The organism is Xylophilus rhododendri, assembly GCF_009906855.1.
Lineage (GTDB): Bacteria > Pseudomonadota > Gammaproteobacteria > Burkholderiales > Burkholderiaceae_C > Xylophilus > Xylophilus rhododendri.
In genome coordinates this window covers 2411412-2432892 of record NZ_CP047650.1, presented here as the reverse complement: position 1 = coordinate 2432892, position 21481 = coordinate 2411412, and the positions used below count along the sequence as shown (strand labels likewise).

Below are 21481 nucleotides of genomic sequence, written 5' to 3'. Positions count from 1 at the left end.
TGCGGGGTGGGTGGCGGCCGGGCTGGCGTGATGTTTGCGTCAGCCCGGCCAGGACCCAGGCCGCGTTTTCAGTATCGGCAGATGTTCAACTTTTTCGATTGAGGTTTATCAATGATCCGCAAGCTTTTGACACTGTGCGCGCTCACCGCCGCCATGGCCGCCGGCAGCTCCGCCTGGGCCCAGGACAACGCCCTGGTGGTCAGCACCTGGGGCGGCAGCTTCCGTGACCTGATCGACGAGAACATCGGCCGCGAATTCACCAAGCAGACCGGGGTGCCGGTGAAGTACGTCACCGGCGGCACCATCGACCGCCTGAACAAGGCCAAGCTCACCACCAAGCCCGAGAGCGACATCACCTTCACCACCTCGCATGTGGGCTGGCTCTACGTCAGCAGCAACCTCTTCGAGCAGCTCGACACCAGCAAGATCCCCAACTTCAGCCACCTGGTGGACCGTGCCAAGATCAGCCCGTACCACATCGGCAGCTGGGCCTACATCTACTCCATCGGCTACCGCCCGGACCTGATGCCGCCCAGCGTCAAGTTCGAAAGCTGGAACGACCTGTGGAACCCCGCCCTCAAGGGCAAGATCAGCGCCCCCGACTTCGACCCCAGCCACCTGATCGCCGTCTCCGCCATGCTCTCCGGCGGCGACGCCAGGACCTGGGAAAAGGGCCAGGAAAAGTTGAAGGCCCTCAAGCCCAACTTCAAGGCCTTCTACACCAACGACGCCAACGCCCAGCAGCTGATCGCCACCGGCGAAACCCCGGTCGAGGTCATCCTGTCGATGAACGCGTACCACATGGCCGGCCAGGGCGTGCCGATCAAGGTCGCCATGCCCAAGGAAGGCGCGGTGCTGGGCGTGGACACCATGGCCATCATGAAGGGCAGCAGCAAGACCGAGCTGGCCTACAAGTTCCTGAACATCGCCCTCTCGGCCGATGTGCAGTCCAAGATCGTCGCATCCAAGAAGGCCAGCCCGGTCGTCGACAACGCCACCGTCTCGGCCGAGGATGCGAAGCTGCCCGGCGTGTTCACCACCAAGGAACAGTGGGACACGCAAACCATCGTGATCGACAACAAGCTGCGCGCCGAGAAGACCGCCGAGTGGCGCAAGTGGTTCACCGAAAACATCATGAACTGATCGGGTAGCCAAGGAATGCGTTCTGGTCTCAGGCCCTGGCTGGTATCCCCGGCCGTTTTCGTCGCGGCGGGCATCGCCGTCTCCCTGCTCGCGGTCTTCCAGTACAGCTTGCGGGCCTTCGTGCCCGGTTCGCTGGATGTGGGCGGCCTCACGCTGGACAACTTCAGCGGACTGGGCAAGTCGATCTACCTGGGCGCATTCACCAACACCCTGCTGCTGAGCGTGGAGACGACGGTCTTCTCGCTGCTGGTGGCCTATCCGCTGGCCTATGCCCTGGTGCGGGTGAAGCACCGGGCGCTGAAATCCTTCATCCTGGTGGTGTCGATCACCCCGCTCTTTCTGGGCGAGATCGTCCGCACCTACTCCTGGATCGCCGTGCTGGGCAACAACGGCTTCATCAACGGCGCCCTGAGAAAACTCGGCCTGATCGAATGGCCGCTGCAGCTGATGTTCACCCACTTCGGCGTGCTGGTGGCCCTGGTGCATGTGACCATCCCGGTGGTCGTGCTGATGCTGGCCACCGCCATCTCGCACATCGACCGCGACTACGAGAAGGCTGCGCAAAGCCTGGGCGCCGGCCCCATCCGCACCTTCGTCACGGTGACGCTGCCGCTGTCCATGCCCGGCATCCTGGCCAGCATCACCACCGCTTTCGCCTGGACCTTCAGCGCCTTCGCCACCCCGCAGATGATCGGCGGCGGCCGGGTGCCCACCGTGTCCACCCTGGTCTACCAGCTGGGCTTCTCGTCCATGAACTTCCCGCTGGCCGCCAGCCTGAGCGTGTGCGGCCTGCTGCTGACCGCCGCCGCGCTCGCCGCCCTGGGCCAGCTGACCAAACGCCTGAAGACCGTGGGAGGCCACTGAGCATGAAGATCAAGAGTGCACTGCCCCTGCCGCTGCGCATCGCCGGCCCGCTGCTCATCGCCCTGCTGCTGGCCTTCGTGCTGCTGCCGGTGGTGGTGGTGACCATCGCCTCCTTCAACGAGAAGGCCATCATCGTTTTCCCGCCCGAGTCGTATTCGCTGAAGTGGTTCGAGCGGGTGTTCAGCTACCCGGATTTCCAGGAGGGCTTCAAGGCCAGCGTGGTCATCACCGGCTGGGCCTCGTCGCTGGCGCTGGTGATCGGCACCTGCCTGTCGATCGCCGTCAAACGCATGGAGTTCAAGGGCAAGCAGACCCTGCTGGCCATCCTGCATTCGCCGCTGGTGGTGCCGCATTTCACGCTGGGGCTGGGGCTGCTGATCCTGGTGTCGCAGGCCTCGATCCAGCGCGGCTACGGCATCGTCATCCTGTGCCATGTGATGCTGGTGCTGCCCTTTGTGATGCGCAGCGTGTACGTGTCGATGGAGAACCTGGACGAGCGCCTGGAGCAGGCCGCCGCCAGCCTGGGCGCATCGCCGGTGAAGGTGCTGTTTACCGTGACCATCCCGCTGCTGGCGCCCGGGCTTTTCGGCGGCTGGCTGTTCGCGGCCATCATGTCCTTCAGCGAGTTCACCGCCTCGCTCTTCGTGACCACGCAGGACACGCAGACCCTGCCGGTGGCCATGTACAACTATGTGCGGGAGTTCGCCGACCCGACGCTGGCGGCGCTGTCGGTGGTCTACATCGCGGTGACGGCGGCGGTGCTGGGGTTTGCCAACTACTTTCTGGGCTTGGGGAAGATCCTCAATATCGAGGATGGGCACTAAGGCCCGGCGGGTTCAGACGGGCTGGCCTGTAGCGGTCGACCGGCCTCGGCTTTGATGCTGTTCGGCTCGGTCGGCGATCACGAAGGAAATGATCTGCTGCACGGCCCGCGAGCAGCCTTTGAACACCAGCTTCTCCAGAACCTGGAGCCCTTGTGCCAGAACGATCCCGCCCACCAGTTCATCGGCAAAGCCTTGAGTGATGCTGATGCCGGTGAAATCCAGCACGACCTCATCGCCTGCCGACAGATGCGCTTCGACCTGGGCACGAATGGGCGTTGCGATTGTCCTTGAGCCAAGCGTTCGGCTGTGGGCAAGCGTTCGCAATGAGACTAGTTGGGTCACGTGGAACTCAGACTTGAGGGTGCGCTGAACCTGGAATTTTGAGCGTTGGACACGGCAGGTTTTCAATAGCTTTTCGAGCTAAGGCAATACACAAATTGCGTCACCACGGGCTCTACTGTGAATTGCCGCTCCTACTAGGCCGGCCGCGGTGATCCTTTGCTTTTGACGACCGGCTTGGGGAAGATCCTCAATATCGAGGATGGGCATTGAGGGGAGACTGGGGCACGGAACCTGCTTGGGTTTGGGCAGTGTTTTCTCCAAGCTGAAGGGCGGTGGTTATGGCGTTCCGTCTTGCGATGTTGCGGCAGCAGGTGATGGCGTTGTGGGGCTCGGTCGTCGATGCGTGGACGGTGGGGCTCGGTGCCTTCGAACTGTCGGCCGGCGGGCTGACCCGGGATGAGCTGGAGCAGTTCATGCAGCGGCCACGGTAAGTCCGCGCCGGCTGTTTAGGGGGTTTTAGCCAGATCGGCTAATTAGCGGTTTTGGCTAAAACGCCCTAATCGGGTCACCGGCCCGCGGCCTGCACCCTCAGGCGAGGCCGATCCGCACATCCATGCGTGTGTTCTCGTACAAGGTCGATCCTTGCGGGACCACATGTCGCACGGCGCGCCCCGCGACATCCGCCATCAGGGCATCCGCTTCCGCCGCGATGCAGGCCCCGCCTCCCCAGGGCACAAAAGTGCATTGCAAGGCGGCAGCGATCTCCGCCATGGCGGCCACTGTCCGCGGGTCGATGTCGTCCAGCGCCAATTTCACAGTGATCGCTTCGTCCGCATTTCCCGGAAGAAGCAGCATCTCCCCATTGCAGCCCGCATACCGGCAGTGCCCCTCCACCGGCGGCCGCTGCCCCAGCAGCACACCCGCCATGCGATGCGCCAGCGCCAGCCGCTCGGGATCGACCTTGGTGCGCGAGAGCTGATCCACCCCCTCGGCCGACACCGCCAGGCCATAACAAACCAGTTCATAGACGACCTTGTTGCTCATACCGTCCTCTCCATGATCGTGTTCACCAGGAAGGCTGAACTCTACGCCAGAATGTATTTAATTAAGTGTGGTTTAACTAGAGACGCATCGTGAAGCTGCCTCGATGAGTGCAGCTGTGAAGAAGATCCGCAAGGGACGGCCGGTGGGGTCGAAATCGACCGATCCGGTGATCGCCCAGGCGTTCGGGCAGGCGGTGGTGTCGCTGAGGACGGCGGCCGGGATGTCGCAGGAGGCGCTGGGGCTTGCGGCGGCGGTGAGCCGGTCGAACATGTCGGCGATCGAGAACGGGCGGACGGTGCCGAATTTCGTGGGTGTCGTGAAGATCGCCGCCGCGCTGGGATGCACCGTGCAGGAGCTGGCAGGGGAGTTCGAGCGCAGCCACAAGTCGCTGACAGCAGGGTAGCGATTCGAGGTGAGGCATATCTCATCCATGGCGTTGTCGCTCATTCGGCTCCTCCATCACCTTCCACTTCCGTGTTGATTTGCGCCTATCGATTTGCCCGAGTCACCATACCTCAAGAAAACCTGTTTACGCCTATTCCGTTTGGGACTTGAGCATTCGGGAATGCCGGTCTCCCTCTACGAAGAACAGTACAACGCCCTCCGCGCCCTGCTGAAGTCGCTCCGCCTGCAGGCCAAACTTACCCAGGTCCAGATGGCCGAAGCCCTGGGCCTGGGCCAGTCCTATATCTCCAAGCTGGAACGGGGCGAGAACTTCGTCGATGTCCTCCTCTTCGCCCGCTGGTGCGACGCCTGCGGGCTGCAACCCGGAAAGGTGCTGCACAAATTCCTGAACCCGCCGCCACCGGCTGACCGTTAACAGAGAAGCAAAGCCCATGAAGTACCAAAAGCTCGCTGAAACCGGCCTGGACATCTCTCCCCTCTGCCTGGGCTGCATGACCTACGGCGTCCCCACCCGCGGCCCCCACCCCTGGACGCTGGACGAGGACAAGAGCCGCCCTCTGATCCGCCAGGCCGTCGAGGCCGGCATCAACTTCTTCGACACGGCCAACGTGTATTCCGACGGCACCTCCGAGGAGATCGTCGGCCGGGCGCTGAAAGACTTCGCCCGGCGCGACGAAGTCGTCATCGCCACCAAGGTCCACGGCCGCATGCGCCCCGGCCCCAACGGCGCGGGCCTCAGCCGCAAGGCCATCCTGACGGAGATCGACCACTCCCTGCGCCGCCTGGGCACCGACTATGTCGACCTCTACCAGATCCACCGCTTCGACCCCGAGGTGCCGATCGAGGAAACCCTGGAGGCCCTGCACGACGTGGTCAAGGCCGGCAAGGCGCGCTACATCGGCGCCTCCTCCATGTACGCCTGGCAGTTCGCCACCATGCTGCACACCTCCGAGGCCAACGGCTGGACGCGCTTCTCCACCATGCAGAACTTCGTCAACCTGCTCTACCGCGAGGAGGAGCGCGAGATGCTGCCGCTGTGCATGGCCGAAGGCATCGGCGTGATCCCCTGGAGCCCGCTGGCGCGCGGCCGCCTCACCCGCGACTGGGACGAGTCCACCGAGCGCACCGAGAGCGACCAGTTCGGCAAGACCCTGTTCCGCCACACGGCCGACGCCGACCGCAAGGTGGTCGAGGCCGTCGCCACCGTGGCCGCCGCCCGTGGCGTGCCGCGCGCGCAGATCGCCCTGGCCTGGGTGCTGGCCCAGCCGGCGGTCAGCGCGCCCATCGTGGGGGCGTCCAAGCCGGGGCATCTGGAGGATGCGGTGGCGGCGCTGGAGATCCGGCTGAGTGCGGAGGAGATTGGCTTGCTGGAGGCGGCGTATGTGCCGCATGCGGTGGTGGGGTTTAGCTGAGCGACGGCGGGCTTCTCCGCAAGCCCGCGGCGCTGAAACGGCAAGGCGCCCCCGTCCGCGCCCGTGGGGAGAACGGCCGCGGCGGATGGCGGCCCCGGCGGCTCAATCCAGCCGAGCCCCCGAAATCCTCACCGCCTCCTTCCACCGCGCACTCTCCTTGGTCATGAACGCCTCGAATGCCTCCGGCGTGCTGTTGTTCACCTCGGCCCCCATCTCCACCAGCTTGTCCCGCGTCTGCGGCGTGTCCACGATGGCGGCCACGTCGGTGCGGATCTTTTTCACCAGTGCGGGCGGCATGCCGGCCGGGCCCATCAGGCCGAACCAGGTGGCGGCCTCGAAGCCCGGGTAGCCGGCCTCGGCGAAGGTGGGCACGGCCTTGATGGCGTCGATGCGTTTGCCGTGCGCCAGGGCCAGCGCCTTCAGCTTGCCGCCCTGGATGTAGGGGATGGCCACCGACAGCGTGACGAAACCCGCCTGCACCTGGCCACCCAGCAGGTCGTTGATCATGGGCGCGTCGCCGCGGTAGGGGATGTGGGTGGATTCGATCTTCGCCCGGTTCTTGAACAGCTCGCCGGCCAGGTGCTGGGCCGTGCCGTTGCCGGGCGATGCGATCGACAGGCCCTTGGGCGAGGACTGCGCCAGGGCCACCAGCTCCTGCACGTTTTTCACCGGCAGTTCGGGCGCCACCACCAGCACCAGCGGGATGGTCGCCACCAGGGTGATGGGCGTGAAATCCTTCAGCGGGTCGTAGCTCAGCTTCTTGTACAGGCTGGCGCTGATGGTGTGCGCCGAGGTGGTCATGAACAGGGTGTAGCCGTCCGGCGGCGACTTGGCGACGGCCTCGGCGCCGATGGTGGTGCCGGCGCCGGGACGGTTGTCGGCGATCACGCTCTGGCCCCATTTGGCGGTGAGCTTGTCGGCCACGATGCGGGCGATCAGGTCTGTGGCGCCGCCGGCCGGGTAGGGGATCACCAGGCGCACCGGCTTGCTGGGGAAGTCGTCCGCGGCCAGGGCGAGGCCGGGCAGGGCGGTGGCGCCGGCGGCCAGCAGGGCGGCGGCGCGGGCAAGGGTCTGGCGGCGGTCGATCATGGGTGTCTCCTTTGATCTTTTTGGATTGTTCTGTCAGATAAAACTTCTGTTCCTTTTTATAGTCTTTGCGGAATCCTGCGGTGCGTCAAGGCGCTGGCTGCATGGTTAACCCTTGTTCGCACCGCTTTAAAAAAGAACGATAGTTCTGTTCAACAGAATTCTAGAAGATCGGAAACGCGTCATGAACGCAGACACATCCAAACCCCTGCTGATCGGCGGCGAGTGGCTACGCTCCTCCGCGCCGCCGCTGGTGTCGGTCAACCCGGCCACCGGCGCCACCAATTACGAGGTGCACACCGCCACGGCCGAGCAGGTGGAGCAGGCGGTGCTGTCGGCCACGCAAGCCGCCGCCCAGGCTTCGTGGCGCGGCATGCAGCCGCCGCAGCGGGCGGCGGTGCTGCACCGCATCGGCGAGCTGATGCTGCGGGATGCCGAGACCTTCGCCGAGCTGCAGCGCATCGAGAACGGCAAGGTGCATGCCGAATGCATGGTGCAGGTGCGCAGCGCGGCGGCCACCTTCCGCTACTACGCCTCGGTGTGCGAGACGCTGGAGTCGGCCCTCACGCCATCGCGCGGCAACTACCTGTCGATGGCGGTGTACGAGCCTTATGGGGTGGTGGTGGCGATCACGCCCTGGAATTCGCCGATGACCATGGAGGCGCAGAAGGTGGCGCCCGCGCTGGCGGCGGGCAATGCGGTGATCTTGAAGCCCTCGGAGCTGACGCCTTCGCCCGCCCTGCTGCTGGGCCGCATCGCGCTGGAGGCCGGGCTGCCGCCGGGCCTGCTCAATGTGCTGCCGGGCACCGGGGCGGCGGTGGGCAGCGCGCTGGTGGCGCATGCCGGCGTGAAGATGGTGTCCTTCACCGGCGGCACGGCCAGCGGGCGGCGCATCGCGGTGGTGGCGGCGCAGAAGCTGATGCCGGTGGCGCTGGAGCTGGGCGGCAAGTCGCCGCACATCGTGTTCGCCGATGCCGATCTGGATGCGGCGGCGGATGCGGTGGCCGGCGGCATCTTCGAGGGCAGCGGCCAGTCCTGCGTGGCGGGCTCGCGGCTCTTCGTGCAGCGTTCGGTGTACGAGGCTTTCATCGAGAAGCTGCTGGCCAAGGCCCGGGGCCTGAAGGTGGGTCTGCCCGACCGGCCGGAATCGAAGATGGGGCCCATCGCCTCCTTCGCCCACCGCCAGCACATCGCCGGCATGGTGGATGCGGCCCGGGCCGCGGGTGCCGAGGTGCTGACCGGCGGCGGCGCGCCCGAGGACGAGGCCCTGTCGGCCGGCGCCTTCTACCTGCCGACGGTGGTCGCCGGCATCTCCAACCGCTCCGACATCGCGCAGAACGAGATTTTCGGCCCGGTGGTCTGCGCCATGGTCTTCGACGATGAAGACGACCTGATCGCCCAGGCCAACGATTCCGTCTTCGGCCTGGCTTCCGGCATCTGGACCCGCGATTTCCCCCGTGCCTGGCGGGTGGCGCGGGCGCTGGAAGCCGGCACGGTGTGGATCAACACCTACAAGCAGCTGTCCATCGCCACGCCATTCGGCGGTTTCAAGGACAGCGGCCTGGGCCGCGAGAAGGGCACCGGCGGCATGCGGCTTTACCAGCAGGCCAAGGGCATTTATTTCGGGCTGGGCGGCTGATACGGCCGGCTTCCTCTTTCAACACCTATGTCTTTTGTCCATCCCCACATGAACACTTCCGCAACGCTTTCCCGGCCCGCCGCAGAGGCCATCGCCATCACCGCCATCCGCCGCCTGGGCTTCATCGGCCTGGGGGTGATGGGGGAGCCCATGTGCCGCAACCTGGCGCAGAAATCCGGCCTGCCGGTGATCGCGCTCGACCGCGATCCGCAGCCGCTGGCCCGTGTCGCGCCCTTCGGCGTGGTGGCGGCGGCCGATGCGGGTGCGGTGGTGGAGGGCTCCGATGTGGTCTTCCTCTCGCTGCCCTCGGGCGAGGTGGTGCGCGAGCTGTGCGAGGGCGCCGACGGCCTGCTGGCCCGCATCCGCCCCGGCCAGATCGTGGTGGACCTGAGCACCTCGCCGGTGGACATCACCCGCGCCCTGGCCGCCGCCTTCGCCCAGCGCGGCGCCCGCTTCCTGGATGCGCCGGTGGCCCGCACCCGGGCGGCGGCCGAGGCCGGCACGCTGTCGGTGATGGTGGGTGCCGATGTGGCGGGCTTCGACGCGGTGCGGCCGCTGATCGCCACCTTCGCCAGCGACATCACCCACTGCGGCGATGTCGGCACCGGCCAGGTGGTGAAGATCCTCAACAACATGGTGCTGTTCGAGACGGTGGTGGCCATGGCCGAGGCCAAGGCCATCGCCGAGCGTTCGGGGGTGGATCCGGCGCTGCTGTTCGAAACGCTCTCCAAGGGATCCGCCGACAGCTTCGCGCTGCGCAACCACGGCATGAAGGCCATGCTGCCCGGCGAGTTCCCGGAGCGTGCCTTCTCGGTGGAATACGCCCGCAAGGACCTGGACTACGCCCTGCGCCTGGCGCGCGACACCGGCGTGGATGCACGCGGCGCCCGCACGGTGGATGGCTGGTTCCAGGAGGCGATCGATGCGGGCGACGGCGCCCGCTACCACCCCGTCATCTACCGCCGCATCGCCGCCAGATAAAAACCTAGCCGGCGGCCTTGATCGCCGGCCATCCCCCGCCCAGCGCCCGCGAGCCGCGTTCGGCGGCGGTCAGCATGACGGCATTCATGCGCTGCACGGCCAGCTCGGAAAACCGCTCCAGCGGCCCGGAGGCCGACAGCGCTCCCAGCAGCATCGCATTGGGCCCGAACAGCGGCACGGCCACCGCGCCGCAGAGCGGATCGCGTTCGCCGAAGGAGGTGAACAGCAGCTCCGCGGTGCTCGCGGCGGCCGGCATGCCGCTCTCGCCGAAACGCAGCAGCACCTTGCCGGCGGCGCCCCGGTGCAGCGGCAGCACATCGCCCACCCGGACGCGGTCCAGCGTGGAATGGTTGGAGTCGATGCGCAGCAGGCACAGGCGGGTGTCCTCGCCGTTGCGCACATGGAAGGACGGGCTTTCCGTGCCCTGGCTCACCAGCCATTCCATGACCGGCAGCACCGCCTCGCGCAGGCCGTTGCTGCGGTCGAAGGAGCGGCCGAACACGAAGGCCAGCGGACCCAGGGCATAACGCTTGTCCGCCCGGTGCAGCACCAGCCCGCTGCGTTCCAGCGAGGCGAGCAGGCGCAGCAGCGTGCTTTTGTACATGCCGGTGAGGCCCGCCAGCTCGGTCAGCGTGACCGGCCCCTCGGGCCCCGCGATGGCGGTGGCGACCAGCAGCGCACGGTCCACGGCGGCCACGCCGTCCGAGGGCGGGAAGGCGGTGTCGGGGGAGACCTTGGGCATGGGACTTGGGGGCGGATGGCGGTGGGAAAAGGCGAGCTTACCTGCTCGGGCCGGGTGCTTCGGGGCGGCTAGGGTGTCGTCAGTTCGAGCTGCAGGAACACACTCTTCAAGGCCCGCACAAAGGCCTCCGCACTATCCGACAAGGGCTCCCCCCGCGGATGCACCAGGCTCGCCACGATGGGCGCCACGCCCTCCAGCGGAATCACCCGGAAACGCGCGTCCTGCCAGGCCTGCAGCGAGAACTCGTCCACGATGGCGATGCCCGCGCCGGCATGCACCAGGGCGCAGGCGTTCTGCGGCGAGCCGACCACGATATGGGCCTGGGGGATGGCGGCGTGCTGGGCGAAGAGGGCGTCGATGCGGGCGCCGAAAGGCGAGTCCGGCGGGTAGCCGATGATCGGGAACTCCACCAGCTGGTCGACGGTGAGCGACTGCCGCACCGCCACCGGATGGGCCCGCGGGCTGATGCACACCAGGCGGCTGCGGGCGATGGGTTCGCAGACCAGGTGCGGATGGTCCACCGGCAGGATGGAGACCCCCATGTCGCATTGCCGGTTCACCAGCCGCTCCTGCAGCAGGGCGTTGCTCAGGCACTGGAAATGCACATGCACCTCCGGGTTGCCGCTGCGGAACTGGGCGATGGCCAGGGGCACCACCATCTGGCCGATGCTGGGGCTGGTGACCACCGAGATCAGGCCGTGTCGGCGTTCGGCCAGCTCATAGGTCAGCTGGTCGATGCGCTGCACGCCGCGGTACACCAGCTCCACCTCGCTGTAGAGCCGGCGCGCGGCGGCGGTGGGATGCAGCCGGCTCTTGCTGCGCTCGAAGAGCGGAAAGCCCAGCTGCTGCTCGGTGTGCGCCAGCGCCTTGCTCACCGCGGCCACCGACACGTGCAGCAGCTGGGCGGCCGCGCTCAGCGAGCCGGCGGACATGATGGAGCGAAATACCTCGATCTGGCGCAGGTTCATCGCCCGATGCTAACGGGCCGGCGAAGGCCGGCCTTTCGTTGCGCTTTCAGGCGACGGGCTCGCCGGCGCCGGTGCGCTCGGTGATGAGTTTGTAGTGCTCCGGCCGGCGGTGCTTGGCGAAGTTGAAGACATGCTCGCGGAAGAATTCGCCCAGCGTCAGGTCGGCCTTCACGCAGATGACCTCGTCCTCCTCGCTCAGCGCGCGGGCCACGATCTCGCCGGTGGGGGCGACGATGACCGAGCTGCCGATCATGTGGTGGCCGTCCTCGCTGCCGCACTTGGCGGCGGCAGCCACCCAGATGCCGTTCTGGTAGGCGGCCGACTGCAGCGAGACCAGGTGGGTGCTGGTGCGCAGGTGGGCCGGCTCGTTCCAGTGGATGTTGACCGAGGGCGTGTTGTAGCCCAGCACCACGACCTCGGCGCTCTGCAGCGCCATCACCCGGTAGGTCTCGGGCCAGCGGCGGTCGTTGCAGATGCACATGCCCATGCGCACCGCGTCGGTGTCGAAGACACGGAAGCCCAGGTCGCCCACCTCGAAGAACTTCTTCTCCAGGTGCTGGAAAGGCGCCTCGGGCTTGTGTTCGCTGTGGCCGGGCAGGTGGATCTTGCGGTACTTGCCCGTGATCTTGCCGGCGCGGTCCACCAGGATGGCGGTGTTGAAGGGCTGGCCTTCGGGCGTGAGTTCGGCATAACCCAGGTAGAAGCCCATCTGCAGCTCGCGCGCCAGGTCGAACAGCGGCTGGGTGGCGGGGCCGGGCATGGCGGGCTCGAAGAAACGCTGCTGCGCCTCGGCCTCGCTCATCCAGTAGCGGGGGAAGAAGGTGGTGAGCGCCAGTTCGGGGAAGACCACGAACTCGGCGCCGCGCGACTTGGCCTCGCGCATCATGGCCATCAGGCGGGCGACCACGCTCTCGCGGGTGTCGGCCAGGTTCACGGCGCCCATCTGGGCCACGGCCAGGCCCAGGCTGCGTTTGTTGTCGTTCATCTCTGTTGTCCTTGGATTGGCTGAGGTGTTTTGCCTTACTCGGCGGTGATCTTGTATTTGCGGACCAGGTCGCCCCACACCCGCTGCTCGGAGGCGACGAACCTGGCGAACTGCTCGCTGCTGCCGCCCACCGGGATGGAGCCGTTGGCCTGCATCCACTCCAGCACGGCGGGGGTCTTCAGGGCCTCGTTGAAGGCGGTATTGAGCTGCTGCACCACGGCGGGCGGCATGCCCGCCGGGCCGAACATGCCCTGCCAGCTTTTCAAGGCATTGGGCGAGCCGCCCACTTCCTGGATGGTGGGCACGGCCGGCAGCAGCGCGGAGCGTTTGTCGGTGGTCACCAGCACGGCCTTGAACTTGCCGGCATTGATGTTGGCCATGGCATCGACGATGTTCAGGATGCCCAACTTGATGTTGCCGGAGAGCAGGTCGAGGATGGCCGGGCCGGCGCCGCGATAGGGCACATGCACCAGGTCCACGCCCAGGGTGTTGGCCAGCTGCGCGCCGGTCACATGGTTGGTGGTGCCCACGCCCACGGTGGCATAGCCGGTGCCGGGGTTGGCCTTGCACCAGGCGACGAACTCGCCGAAGGTGGCGGTGGGCACGCTGGGGTGGGCCACCAGTACATTGGGCTGGTCGCTGAGGTAGACGATGGGCGTCAGGTCCTTCACCGGGTCGAAGGGCATGTGGGTGCCCTGCATGGCCGGGAAGATCGAGGTGGGGCCGGCGGCGGTCATCACGATGGAATAGCCGTCCGGCGGTGACTTGGCCACGTTGTCCACGCCGATCAGGCCGCCGGCGCCGGCGCGGTTGTCCACCCACACGCTCTGGCCCAGGCGTTTGGAGATGGGGTCGGCCATCAGGCGGGCGAAGACGCTGGTGGAGCCGCCGGCCGCGAAGGTCACCACGAAGCGGATCGGCTTGGCGGGCCAGCCGTCCTGCGCCTGGGCCGCGGTGCCGGACAGCAGCCAGGGCGCAGTTGCCAAGCCGGCCATTGCTTTGCGGCGGGTGAGTCTGAAATCCTGCTGCATGTTCTTGTTCGCTTCCCTGGGTGGCTCTGGTGATCGGGTCAGTAGGCGGACAGCTTCACGCCGTCCTTGCCCGGTGCCGCCGCGTAGTTCTGCGCCCGGTACCAGGCCAGGTACTCGGCATAGGTGATGGGCGGATAGGAGGGCTCGGCGCCGGCCGGCAGGCAGCTGGGGATGCAGCGCATCACCCAGCCGTAGTCGCAGTCCATGAAGAAGGGCGCGGCGTAGCGCTCCTGGCCGGATTTATTCGTGACGCGGTGCGGCGTGGCCAGGAAGCGGTCGTTGGTCCAGCGCCGCATCAGGTCGCCGCCATTGACCAGGAAGCTGCCCGGCAGGGCCGGCGCATCGATCCACTTGCCGTTGGGCAGGCGCACCGACAGGCCCTGCACCTTGTTCTGCGGCAGCAGGGTCATGAAGCTGGTGTCGGTATGCGGGGCCAGGCCGAACTGGTCATCGACGGCCGGCGGCTGCTGCGGATAGTGCGACAGGCGCAGGGTGTACATCGGCTCGCGGAAGGCCGGCGCGAACCAGTCGGCCGGCAGGCCCAGGGCCACCGCATAGAGCGGCAGCAGGGAGGTGCCCAGGCGCTCTGCCGCATCGGCATAGGCCATGGCCAGGCGGCGGAATTCCGGCAGGTCCTCGGGCCACTGGTTCTGGCCGCGGAAGCGTTTGCCGGCCAGCACGTCGGGATGGTCGGCCGGCAGGTCGCGCTTGATGAAGAAGGACTCGACCAGGTTGGGCTTGTTGTCCTTGGTCAGCGCCGAATGGCGGGTGGTCGAGCCCTTCAGCGGCACGTAGCCGGTGTTGTTCTCGGTGAAGGCGATGGCGGACTTCTGCTCCAGCGGCAGGGCGTGGAACAAACGCGCGGCATCGAACACGCCGTCGATCAGCGCCTGCGGGATGCCGTGGTTCACCACGAAATAGAAGCCGATGTTCTCCAGCGCGTAGCGCATCTCGGCGCCCAGGCGCTCCAGCGCGCCGGGCTCGCCAGCCAAGTAGGGGCCGATGTCGAGGACAGGGATCTCCTCCTTCGCATCCGGGCGGATCGCGGCGAGGCTGGGGGCGTAGCTGGTATCGCTCATGTTCTTGTCTCCGGTGTGGGGTCTGTCAGGCGCCGGCCTGGCGGCTGGCCTCCTGGGCGGCCGCCTCGCAGGGGTCTATCACCGGCAGGCCCAGGGCATCGGCCAGGGGCTTGCGCAGGTCGGCCATGCCGGCGCAGCCGAGCAGGATCACGTCGGCGCCGTCCACGTCGCGCAGCTGGCGGGCGGCTTCCAGCATGGGCGCAAAGGCCAGGTCCGGATCGCCCGTCTGGTCCACCCGCAGGTTGAGGGCGCGTTCGCCGGCCACGCTCTGCTCCAGGCCCAGGGCCTTCCAGTAGCGCATGTGGCGGGGGATGGAGGCATCGGCCACCGCCACCACGCCCACCCGGCGGCCCTGTGCCAGGGCGGCGCGCACGCCGGCCTCGCCGATGCCGATCACCGGCTTGCCGCCGCTCACCGCACGTGCCTGGGCCACGCCCGGATCGCTGAAGCAGGCGATGACGAAGGCATCGGCCTCGCCCTGGTGCGCCTGCACATGTTCCGCGACCTGCACCGAGGCGATGTCGTAGTCGGCCTGGCTCACGATGCCCGGCGGGCCGACCCGGGAGGTCACGCTCTCGAAACGGCAGGGCGTGGCGGTGACGGCGGCCTGCACCGCGCGGTCAATGCCTTCGGTGACGTTGACGCTGCTGTTGGGGTTCAGCACCTGGATGCGGGGTGTTTTCATGCCTGCTTCTCCAGTCCGATCAGGGCCTTGAGCACACGGCCGTAAGGGCGCGAGCCCAGGCCGCTGGCCGGCGCCTCGCGGCGTGGCACATCGGGCGGGCCGCGGCGGATGAACTGGCCGGAGCCGCGTTCGGCATGCAGGCCGTCCTCGTCGACGACGATGCGTCCGCGGCTCAGCACCACCTCTGGCCAGCCGCGAATCGTGCGGCCTTCGTAGGGGGTGTAGCCGGTGTTGTCGTGCAGCATGTCGGCGCTGATGGCGACCTCGCGCTCCGGGTTCCAGATGGCGATGTCGGCATCGGCGCCAACCGCGATCGCGCCCTTCCTCGGCGCCATGCCGTAGAGCCGCGCATGGTTGCCGGAGGACAGGGCCACGAACTGGTGGATGTCGATGCGGCCGGCGAGGAAACCTTCCGAGAACAGCAGCGGCAGGCGCAGCTCGATGCCGGGCACGCCGTTGGCCATTTCCTTGAACAGGGTGGAGTCGCCCTTGGGCAGCTTGCCGGTCTCGTCGTAGCGGTAGGGCGCGTGGTCGGAGGAGTAGGTGGCCAGGGTGCCGTCGATCAGGCCCTGCCACACGGCCTCCTGCGAGTCGGCATCGCGCGGCGGCGGCGAGCAGCAGAACTTGGCGCCTTCCATGCCGGGGCGGTCCAGGTCGTCGGCGGTCAGGAACAGGTACTGCGGGCAGCTCTCGGCCAGCACATTGGCGCCCAGGGACTGGGCCTGGCGGATCAGCTCCACCGTCTCGGCGCCGGCCACATGCACGATGAGCAGGGGCACGTCCACCAGCCGGCCCAGCGAGATGGCGCGGAAGGTGGCCTCGGTCTCGGCCAGCGGGTCGTGCGCCACACCGTGGAACTTGGGCGCGCCGTGGCCGCGGTCCAGCAGGCGCTGGGCGATCCACTTGATCATGTCGTGGTTCTCGGCATGCACCATCACCAGCGCACCCTCCTCGCGCGACAGGGCCAGCACGTCGAGCAGCTCGTGGTCTTCGAGCTTCATCTTGTCGTAGGTCATGTAGACCTTGAGCGAGGTGATGCCGTCTCGGATCGCCTTGGGCAGGTCGACCTTCAGCGTCTGCTCGTCGGGGTTGGCCAGGATCAGGTGGAAGCCGTAGTCGATCACCGCCTTCTCGGCCGCGCGCTGGGCATAGTCGGCCAGCACCTCGGGCACCGACATGCCGCGGTGCTGGGCGGCGAAGGGCACGATGGTGGTGGTGCCGCCGAAGGCGGCGGCCACGGTGGCCGAGTGGAAATCGTCGGCGCACATCATGCCCATGCCGGATTTCTGCTCGACGTGGCAATGGCTGTCGATGCCGCCGGGCAGCACCCAGCGGCCGGCCGCGTCGATGTCGCGCTGGCCCGGCGGCAGGTCGGCGCCGATGGCGACGATCAGGCCGTTCTTGATGCCGACGTCGCCCTGCACGACCCGGCCGTCGGTGACGATGCGGCCGTTGCGGATGGTGAGTTCGAAAGGTGTGTCCTGCATACGCTTGTCTTCCTGTTCGCTGGGGTTCAATGAAGGCCGTCCGCCTGCACGAAATGGCCGGGCGCCACCTCGGTCATCGGCATCTCGGCGGCCCGGTGGCCCTGGGCGAAGACCGGGCTGGGAATGGTGCTGGCCGGCCGCACATGGCGGCCGCGCTCGCGGGTGGGGTCGGGCATGGGCACGGCCGACAGCAGGCGCCGGGTGTAGGGATGGCGCGGCTGGTGCAGCACCGAGGCGGTGGGGCCGATCTCCACGATGCGGCCCAGGTACATCACCGCCACCCGGTGGCTGACCTTCTCCACCACCGCCATGTCGTGCGAGATGAAGAGATAGGCAAGGCCGTGTTCCTTCTGCAGGTCCTGCAGCAGGTCGAGCACCCTGGCCTGTACCGACACGTCGAGCGCCGAGACGGACTCGTCGGCCACGATGATCTTGGGCCGCACGCTCAGCGCCCGGGCGATGCAAAGCCGCTGGCGCTGGCCGCCGGAGAACTGGTGGGCATAACGCTCCAGCATGCTCGAAGGCAGGCCCACCCGCTCCATCAGGGCGGCGGCACGGTTGCGGCGTTCGGCCGCGTCCAGGCCTCCGTGGAGCTTGAGCGGCTCGCTCACCAGTTCCCACGCCTGCAGGCGCGGATGCAGGGAGGCGTAGGGGTCCTGGAAGATGGTCTGGATGTCGGCGCGCAGCGGGCGCATCTCGCGGTTGTTCAGGCCCTCGATGTCGCGGCCGCATAGGCGCACCCGGCCTTCCGAAGGGTCGATCAGCTTGCTGACCAGCCGGCCGGTGGTGGATTTGCCGGAGCCGGATTCGCCGACCAGGCCCAGGGTCTCGCCGGCGCGCAGCGAAAAGGAGACCTGCTCCACCGCATGCACATTGCGGGCCTTGCCGAACCAGCCCTTGCGGATGGGGAAACGCTTGCTGAGGCCGCTGACTTCCAGCAGCGGCGCATCGTCGGTCGCCACCGGCGCGGGCGAGCCGTCGCCCAGGCGCGGCACGGCGGCCAGCAGCTCGCGGGTATAGGTTTCGACGGGCGCGGCGAAGAGCTGGCGCACGGGGGCCTCCTCCACCTTGCGGCCGGCCTGCATGACCACCACCCGGTCGGCGATCTCGGCCACCACACCCATGTCGTGGGTGATGAAGAGCACGGCCATGCCCAGCTCGCGCTGCATCTCGCGGATCAGCTCCAGGATCTCGGCCTGCACCGTCACGTCGAGTGCGGTGGTGGGTTCGTCGGCGATCAGCAGCGCCGGCCGGCAGGCCAGGGCCATGGCGATGGCCACCCGCTGGCGCATGCCGCCGGAGAGTTCGCCGGGATATTGCTTCAGGCGCCGCGCCGGCTCGGGCAGGCGCACGGCCTCGATCATCTTTTGCGCGCGGGCCAGGGCCTCGGCCGGACTCACGTCCTCGTGCAGGCGGTAGGCCTCCGCGATCTGGTCGCCCACCGTCATCAGCGGGTTCAGGGCCGTCATCGGCTCCTGGAAGATCATGGAGATGGCCTTGCCGCGCAGGGCGCGCAGACGGTCCTGCGGCAGCTGGAACAGGTCCACCGGATCGGCGCCGGCGCGGCTGAAACGCGCGCTGCCGCCGGCGATGACACCGCCCGCGTTCTCGATCAGGCGCAGCAGCGAGAAGGCGGTGACCGACTTGCCGGAGCCGGATTCGCCGACCAGCGCGACCGTCTCGCCCGCGCCGATCGAGAAGCTCAGGCCCTTGACCGCCTGGGTGCGCTGCTGGCCGCGGGCGAACTCCACCACCAGGCCCTGCACATCGAGCAAGGGGGCGGTCATGCGCCGGCCTCCAGGGTGCGCAGCACCTTGGGCGAGAGTGTCTCGGCGCTGCGGCCGGCATGGTCGTTCAGGTGCACCCGGCTCAGGGTGGAGAGCTGGGCCTGCTCCACCTCGTGCAGGGCACGCTCCACGTCGATGGTCAGCACCTCGCCGTTGCGCACCACCTGTCGGCCATCCACGTACACGTCGCGCACCGCACGGTCGCCGGCCGAATACAAGAGGCTGCGCAGCGGCTCGCGCGCCGGGCGCATGTAGGCGTGGCGCAGGTCGATCAGCGAGAAGTCGGCCTTGAAGCCCGGGGCGAGCCGGCCGATGTCGTCCCGCCCCAGCATGCGGGCGGCGGTGGTGGTGACGGCGTCCAGCACGCCCTCGGTGCTGCTGGCCTTGAAGTTGCGCGCCACGACACGCGCCAGGTAGCTGGCCAGGCGCATTTCGTCGAGCATGTTGTGCGGGAAGGTGTCGGTGCCTATGCCCACCGGAATGCCGGCCTGCTGGTAGCGGCCCAGGTAGTTCAGCGAGATGCCGCGCCGCGCGAACACGGTGGGGCAATGCGCCACGCCGGTGCCGGATCGGGCCAGCAGCGCGAAGTCGTCGGCCTGCGGCCAGAAGAGCGAGGGATGGTCGTTGAGGAAGATGCCATGGCCCAGCACCAGGTGTTCGTCGAGCAGGCCGATGTCGTCCAGCCATTCGATGGGCGTGCGGCCGTGGCGGCGGGTCATCTCCTGGAACTCGACCACGCTCTGCGCCGCATGCACCTGCAGCGGAATGCCCAGCTTGCGGCCTTCCGCCTGCGCGGCCTGCAGCAGCGCGGGGGTGCAGGTATCCACCTGCGAGGGGCAGAGCATGGCGCCGAGGCGGCCGCTCTCATGCGCCAGCGCACTCTTCACCACATCGAGCGAGGCCTCGAAAGCACGTTCGCCCGCCGCCTCGTCCCAGGTGTATTCCACCGAATGCCCGTTGCGGGTGGCCCAGCTGGCCGAGCGGAACATCGGCCCCAGGATGCCGCGGATGCCGGTGGCGGCCACGGTGTCGGCCCAGCCGGGGCGGGGCAGCGACATGTCCACATAGGTGGTGACGCCGCTCTTCAACATCTCCGACACCGCCACCTGGTTGGCGTAGGGGGCCGAGGAGATGTCGGCGCGGAACACCGGCATGTATTCGTAGAGCGAACTCTGGCCCAGCTTGGCGCTGCCCAGCTCTTCCAGCAGGCCCCGGTTGCCCGGCTCCGAGCTGGGGTGGCTGTGCATATTGATCAGGCCGGGCATGGCCATCAGGCCCCGGCCGTCGACCGTCTCGTCGCAAGGGCCTTCGTAGCGGCCGCCGGCCTGCACGATCAGATGGCCGCGCAGGGCCAGGTCGGCGCCGTGGTGGTAGACATGTTCCTGCGCGGCCTCGTCCCAGGCCACCAGGACATCCAGCCCGCGGACGACGACGGTCTTCACTTCCATGCGAAGTCCAGGCCCTTGTAGAAGGCGGTGCCTTCGATGCCGTGGGCCTTCAGGGGCTTGAGGCGCGGGCCGTTGACCAGCCACAGCGAATCGTGGAACAGGGGGATCCAGACGGCGGCGGCGGAGGTCTTGCCCAGCACCTGGCTGTAGAACTTGTCGGCGGCGGCCGGGTCGCGGGCGGAGTCGCCTTCGCTCAGCAGCTTGTCGGTCTCCGGATCCTTCCAGTTCATCCGGTTGGGCGTGGGCACGCTGGTCGAGATGAAGTAGTTGTTCAGACCCTCGCCGGTGGACATGTAGCCGAAGCCGATGCTGAACATGTCGAACTCCTGCGTGGCCAGCTTGCCCCAGGCGACGGTCGAGTCGAACAGCTGCACCCGCAGGTCCACGCCCACCTTGCGCAGGTCGCCCTGCACGGCTTCCAGGATGTCCTTCCAGTAGCCGGCGATGCCGTAGAGCAGCGGCGAGAGCTTCACGCCGTCCTTGTAGCGGAAGCCGTCGGGCTTCTTCACCCAGCCGGCTTCGTCCAGCAGCTTGTTGGCGCGCGCCGGGTCGAAGTGGAAAGGCGTCTGGCCGGGCGTGGGCGTGTCGGTGGCCAGCATGCTGGTGGCGGGCGTGCTGTTGCCGAAGGTGATGATGTCGGTGAGGGTCTTGCGGTCCACCGCCAGGTTCATGGCCTGGCGCACCTTCTCGTCGCTGACGCCGGGCTTGTCGATCTTGAAACCGACGAAGAAGGTCCAGTTGTAGACCGGCGCCTTGCTGGCCGACAGGTTGCGGCTGGCCTTCAGGTCCTTCAGCGCGTAGTAGGGCAGGTAGCGGGTGGCGTCGGCCTGGTTGGTCTGCAGGGCGGTGAGGCGGGTGGTTTCCTCGGGCACGATCTTCCACACCACACGATCGACCTTGGGACGCGGGTCGGCGTAGATGGCCGGGCCCCAGTCGTAGCCTTCATGCCTGGTCAACACCACTTCGTTGCGCGGGGTCCAGCTCTGGAAGCAATAGGGGCCGGTGCCGTCGAAGCCCTTCACGCCGAAGTCGGCGCCGAGTGCCTTCACCTGCTCCAGGTTGATGACGGTGTGCGAGTGCTGCGACATCTGGCGCAGCAGGTCGGCATAGGGGCGCTTGAGTTTGTAGACCACCGTGTAGGGGTCGGGCGTGGTGATGCTGTCCACCGGGCCGGCGCGCCACTTCTCCAGGCCCTTGGTGGCGGGGTCCAGCCAGCGTTTGTAGCTGTCGGCCACGTCCTGCGAGGTCATCTTCTTGCCGCTGCAGAAGGTGACGTTCTCGCGCAGCTTGAAGGTGTAGGTCAGGCCGTCGTCGGAGACGGTCCAGCTCTTGGCCAGGGCCGGCACGGGTTTCTTCAGGTCGTAGTCGAGGCCGACCAGGGTGTCGCCGGCCATGAACAGCACCTCGGCGGCGCCGCGCGCGGTGGTGCGGTGCGGGTCGTAGCGGTCGGTTTCCAGGTCGCGCAGCAGCGTCACCGACTTCGTTGTCTGGGCCTGCAGGGCGGTGGCGCCCAGGGCCAGGGCCAGCAGGGGCAGGGCACGCAGTGCGTGGGAACGACGGGTCATCGAATACTCCTTCAGGAAACAGGT

22 protein-coding genes are annotated in these 21481 nt (G+C 67.6%); 9 read left to right on the top strand and 13 right to left on the bottom strand.

Annotated elements, in window-relative coordinates:
- The first annotated feature begins 111 nt into the window (after positions 1 to 111).
- From GT347_RS11250 to GT347_RS11240, 3 genes are read left to right on the top strand one after another with little or no spacing between them, the layout of a single operon-like run.
- Complete coding sequence (locus tag GT347_RS11250) at positions 112 to 1143, top strand: ABC transporter substrate-binding protein (RefSeq protein WP_160552038.1); 1032 nt, start codon at positions 112 to 114, stop codon at positions 1141 to 1143.
- A 15-nt stretch (positions 1144 to 1158) separates the two neighbouring features.
- On the top strand, positions 1159 to 2007 hold the full coding sequence (locus GT347_RS11245; protein WP_160552037.1) for an ABC transporter permease: 849 nt from the start codon (positions 1159 to 1161) through the stop codon (positions 2005 to 2007).
- A gap of 2 nt (positions 2008 to 2009) precedes the next feature.
- Positions 2010 to 2831 carry an ABC transporter permease gene (locus GT347_RS11240; protein ID WP_160552036.1) on the top strand — a complete coding sequence of 274 codons (822 nt, stop codon included), beginning with the start codon at positions 2010 to 2012 and terminating at the stop codon, positions 2829 to 2831.
- 12 nt (positions 2832 to 2843) lie between these two features.
- On the opposite strand, the gene GT347_RS11235 is transcribed toward GT347_RS11240, so the two are convergent.
- Positions 2844 to 3173: an STAS-like domain-containing protein gene (locus tag GT347_RS11235; RefSeq protein ID WP_160552035.1), complete on the bottom strand. Its 330-nt coding sequence runs from the start codon at positions 3171 to 3173 to the stop codon at positions 2844 to 2846.
- A gap of 278 nt (positions 3174 to 3451) precedes the next feature.
- Between GT347_RS11235 and GT347_RS11230 the strand changes: the two genes are divergently transcribed.
- Positions 3452 to 3604, top strand: coding sequence for a hypothetical protein (locus GT347_RS11230; RefSeq protein ID WP_160552034.1), 153 nt, complete (start codon positions 3452 to 3454; stop codon positions 3602 to 3604).
- 97 nt (positions 3605 to 3701) lie between these two features.
- Here the strand turns inward: GT347_RS11230 and GT347_RS11225 are convergent, their stop codons facing one another.
- Positions 3702 to 4157, bottom strand: a complete 456-nt coding sequence (locus tag GT347_RS11225; RefSeq protein WP_160552033.1) for a hypothetical protein — start codon at positions 4155 to 4157, stop codon at positions 3702 to 3704.
- Between the two features lie 115 nt (positions 4158 to 4272).
- Between GT347_RS11225 and GT347_RS11220 the strand changes: the two genes are divergently transcribed.
- From GT347_RS11220 to GT347_RS11210, 3 genes are all read left to right on the top strand, one after another.
- Positions 4273 to 4560 (top strand): helix-turn-helix domain-containing protein, encoded by a 288-nt coding sequence (locus GT347_RS11220; RefSeq protein ID WP_229722835.1) that lies wholly within the window; start codon positions 4273 to 4275, stop codon positions 4558 to 4560.
- Between the two features lie 162 nt (positions 4561 to 4722).
- The gene (locus GT347_RS11215) at positions 4723 to 4977 is read left to right on the top strand and encodes a helix-turn-helix domain-containing protein (protein ID WP_160552031.1); all 255 of its coding nucleotides are present in this window, start codon (positions 4723 to 4725) and stop codon (positions 4975 to 4977) included.
- Positions 4978 to 4993: 16 nt separating this feature from the next.
- Complete coding sequence (locus GT347_RS11210; protein ID WP_160552030.1) at positions 4994 to 5974, top strand: aldo/keto reductase; 981 nt, start codon at positions 4994 to 4996, stop codon at positions 5972 to 5974.
- Between the two features lie 102 nt (positions 5975 to 6076).
- On the opposite strand, the gene GT347_RS11205 is transcribed toward GT347_RS11210, so the two are convergent.
- A complete protein-coding gene (locus tag GT347_RS11205; RefSeq protein ID WP_160552029.1) occupies positions 6077 to 7063 on the bottom strand; it encodes a tripartite tricarboxylate transporter substrate binding protein in 987 nt (328 codons plus the stop codon).
- Positions 7064 to 7244: 181 nt separating this feature from the next.
- Between GT347_RS11205 and GT347_RS11200 the strand changes: the two genes are divergently transcribed.
- Positions 7245 to 8699 (top strand): aldehyde dehydrogenase, encoded by a 1455-nt coding sequence (locus tag GT347_RS11200; protein WP_160552028.1) that lies wholly within the window; start codon positions 7245 to 7247, stop codon positions 8697 to 8699.
- A 48-nt stretch (positions 8700 to 8747) separates the two neighbouring features.
- Positions 8748 to 9680 (top strand): NAD(P)-dependent oxidoreductase, encoded by a 933-nt coding sequence (locus tag GT347_RS11195; RefSeq protein WP_195812409.1) that lies wholly within the window; start codon positions 8748 to 8750, stop codon positions 9678 to 9680.
- A 4-nt stretch (positions 9681 to 9684) separates the two neighbouring features.
- Here GT347_RS11195 and GT347_RS11190 read toward each other — a convergent pair whose 3' ends face one another.
- The 10 genes from GT347_RS11190 to GT347_RS11145 all read right to left on the bottom strand — a co-directional run bounded on the left by GT347_RS11190 (position 9685) and on the right by GT347_RS11145 (position 21457).
- Positions 9685 to 10422 carry an IclR family transcriptional regulator gene (locus GT347_RS11190; RefSeq protein WP_160552027.1) on the bottom strand — a complete coding sequence of 246 codons (738 nt, stop codon included), beginning with the start codon at positions 10420 to 10422 and terminating at the stop codon, positions 9685 to 9687.
- A gap of 68 nt (positions 10423 to 10490) precedes the next feature.
- Positions 10491 to 11390 (bottom strand): LysR family transcriptional regulator, encoded by a 900-nt coding sequence (locus GT347_RS11185; RefSeq protein ID WP_160552026.1) that lies wholly within the window; start codon positions 11388 to 11390, stop codon positions 10491 to 10493.
- A 46-nt stretch (positions 11391 to 11436) separates the two neighbouring features.
- Positions 11437 to 12375: an N-carbamoyl-D-amino-acid hydrolase gene (locus GT347_RS11180; protein WP_160552025.1), complete on the bottom strand. Its 939-nt coding sequence runs from the start codon at positions 12373 to 12375 to the stop codon at positions 11437 to 11439.
- A gap of 35 nt (positions 12376 to 12410) precedes the next feature.
- A complete protein-coding gene (locus GT347_RS11175) occupies positions 12411 to 13361 on the bottom strand; it encodes a Bug family tripartite tricarboxylate transporter substrate binding protein (RefSeq protein ID WP_160552024.1) in 951 nt (316 codons plus the stop codon).
- A gap of 83 nt (positions 13362 to 13444) precedes the next feature.
- Complete coding sequence (locus GT347_RS11170; protein WP_160552023.1) at positions 13445 to 14485, bottom strand: isopenicillin N synthase family dioxygenase; 1041 nt, start codon at positions 14483 to 14485, stop codon at positions 13445 to 13447.
- Positions 14486 to 14510: 25 nt separating this feature from the next.
- Positions 14511 to 15170 (bottom strand): aspartate/glutamate racemase family protein, encoded by a 660-nt coding sequence (locus tag GT347_RS11165; protein ID WP_160552022.1) that lies wholly within the window; start codon positions 15168 to 15170, stop codon positions 14511 to 14513.
- Complete coding sequence (gene hydA / locus GT347_RS11160; RefSeq protein ID WP_160552021.1) at positions 15167 to 16657, bottom strand: dihydropyrimidinase; 1491 nt, start codon at positions 16655 to 16657, stop codon at positions 15167 to 15169. Before hydA ends, GT347_RS11165 begins: the two co-directional genes overlap by 4 nt.
- 26 nt (positions 16658 to 16683) lie before the next feature.
- Positions 16684 to 18444 carry an ABC transporter ATP-binding protein gene (locus tag GT347_RS11155; protein ID WP_160552020.1) on the bottom strand — a complete coding sequence of 587 codons (1761 nt, stop codon included), beginning with the start codon at positions 18442 to 18444 and terminating at the stop codon, positions 16684 to 16686.
- Positions 18441 to 19892 (bottom strand): amidohydrolase family protein, encoded by a 1452-nt coding sequence (locus tag GT347_RS11150; protein ID WP_160552019.1) that lies wholly within the window; start codon positions 19890 to 19892, stop codon positions 18441 to 18443. The genes GT347_RS11155 and GT347_RS11150 overlap by 4 nt, the downstream gene beginning before the upstream one ends.
- The gene (locus tag GT347_RS11145; RefSeq protein ID WP_160552018.1) at positions 19883 to 21457 is read right to left on the bottom strand and encodes an ABC transporter substrate-binding protein; all 1575 of its coding nucleotides are present in this window, start codon (positions 21455 to 21457) and stop codon (positions 19883 to 19885) included. The genes GT347_RS11150 and GT347_RS11145 overlap by 10 nt, the downstream gene beginning before the upstream one ends.
- Between the last annotated feature and the right edge of the window lie 24 nt (positions 21458 to 21481).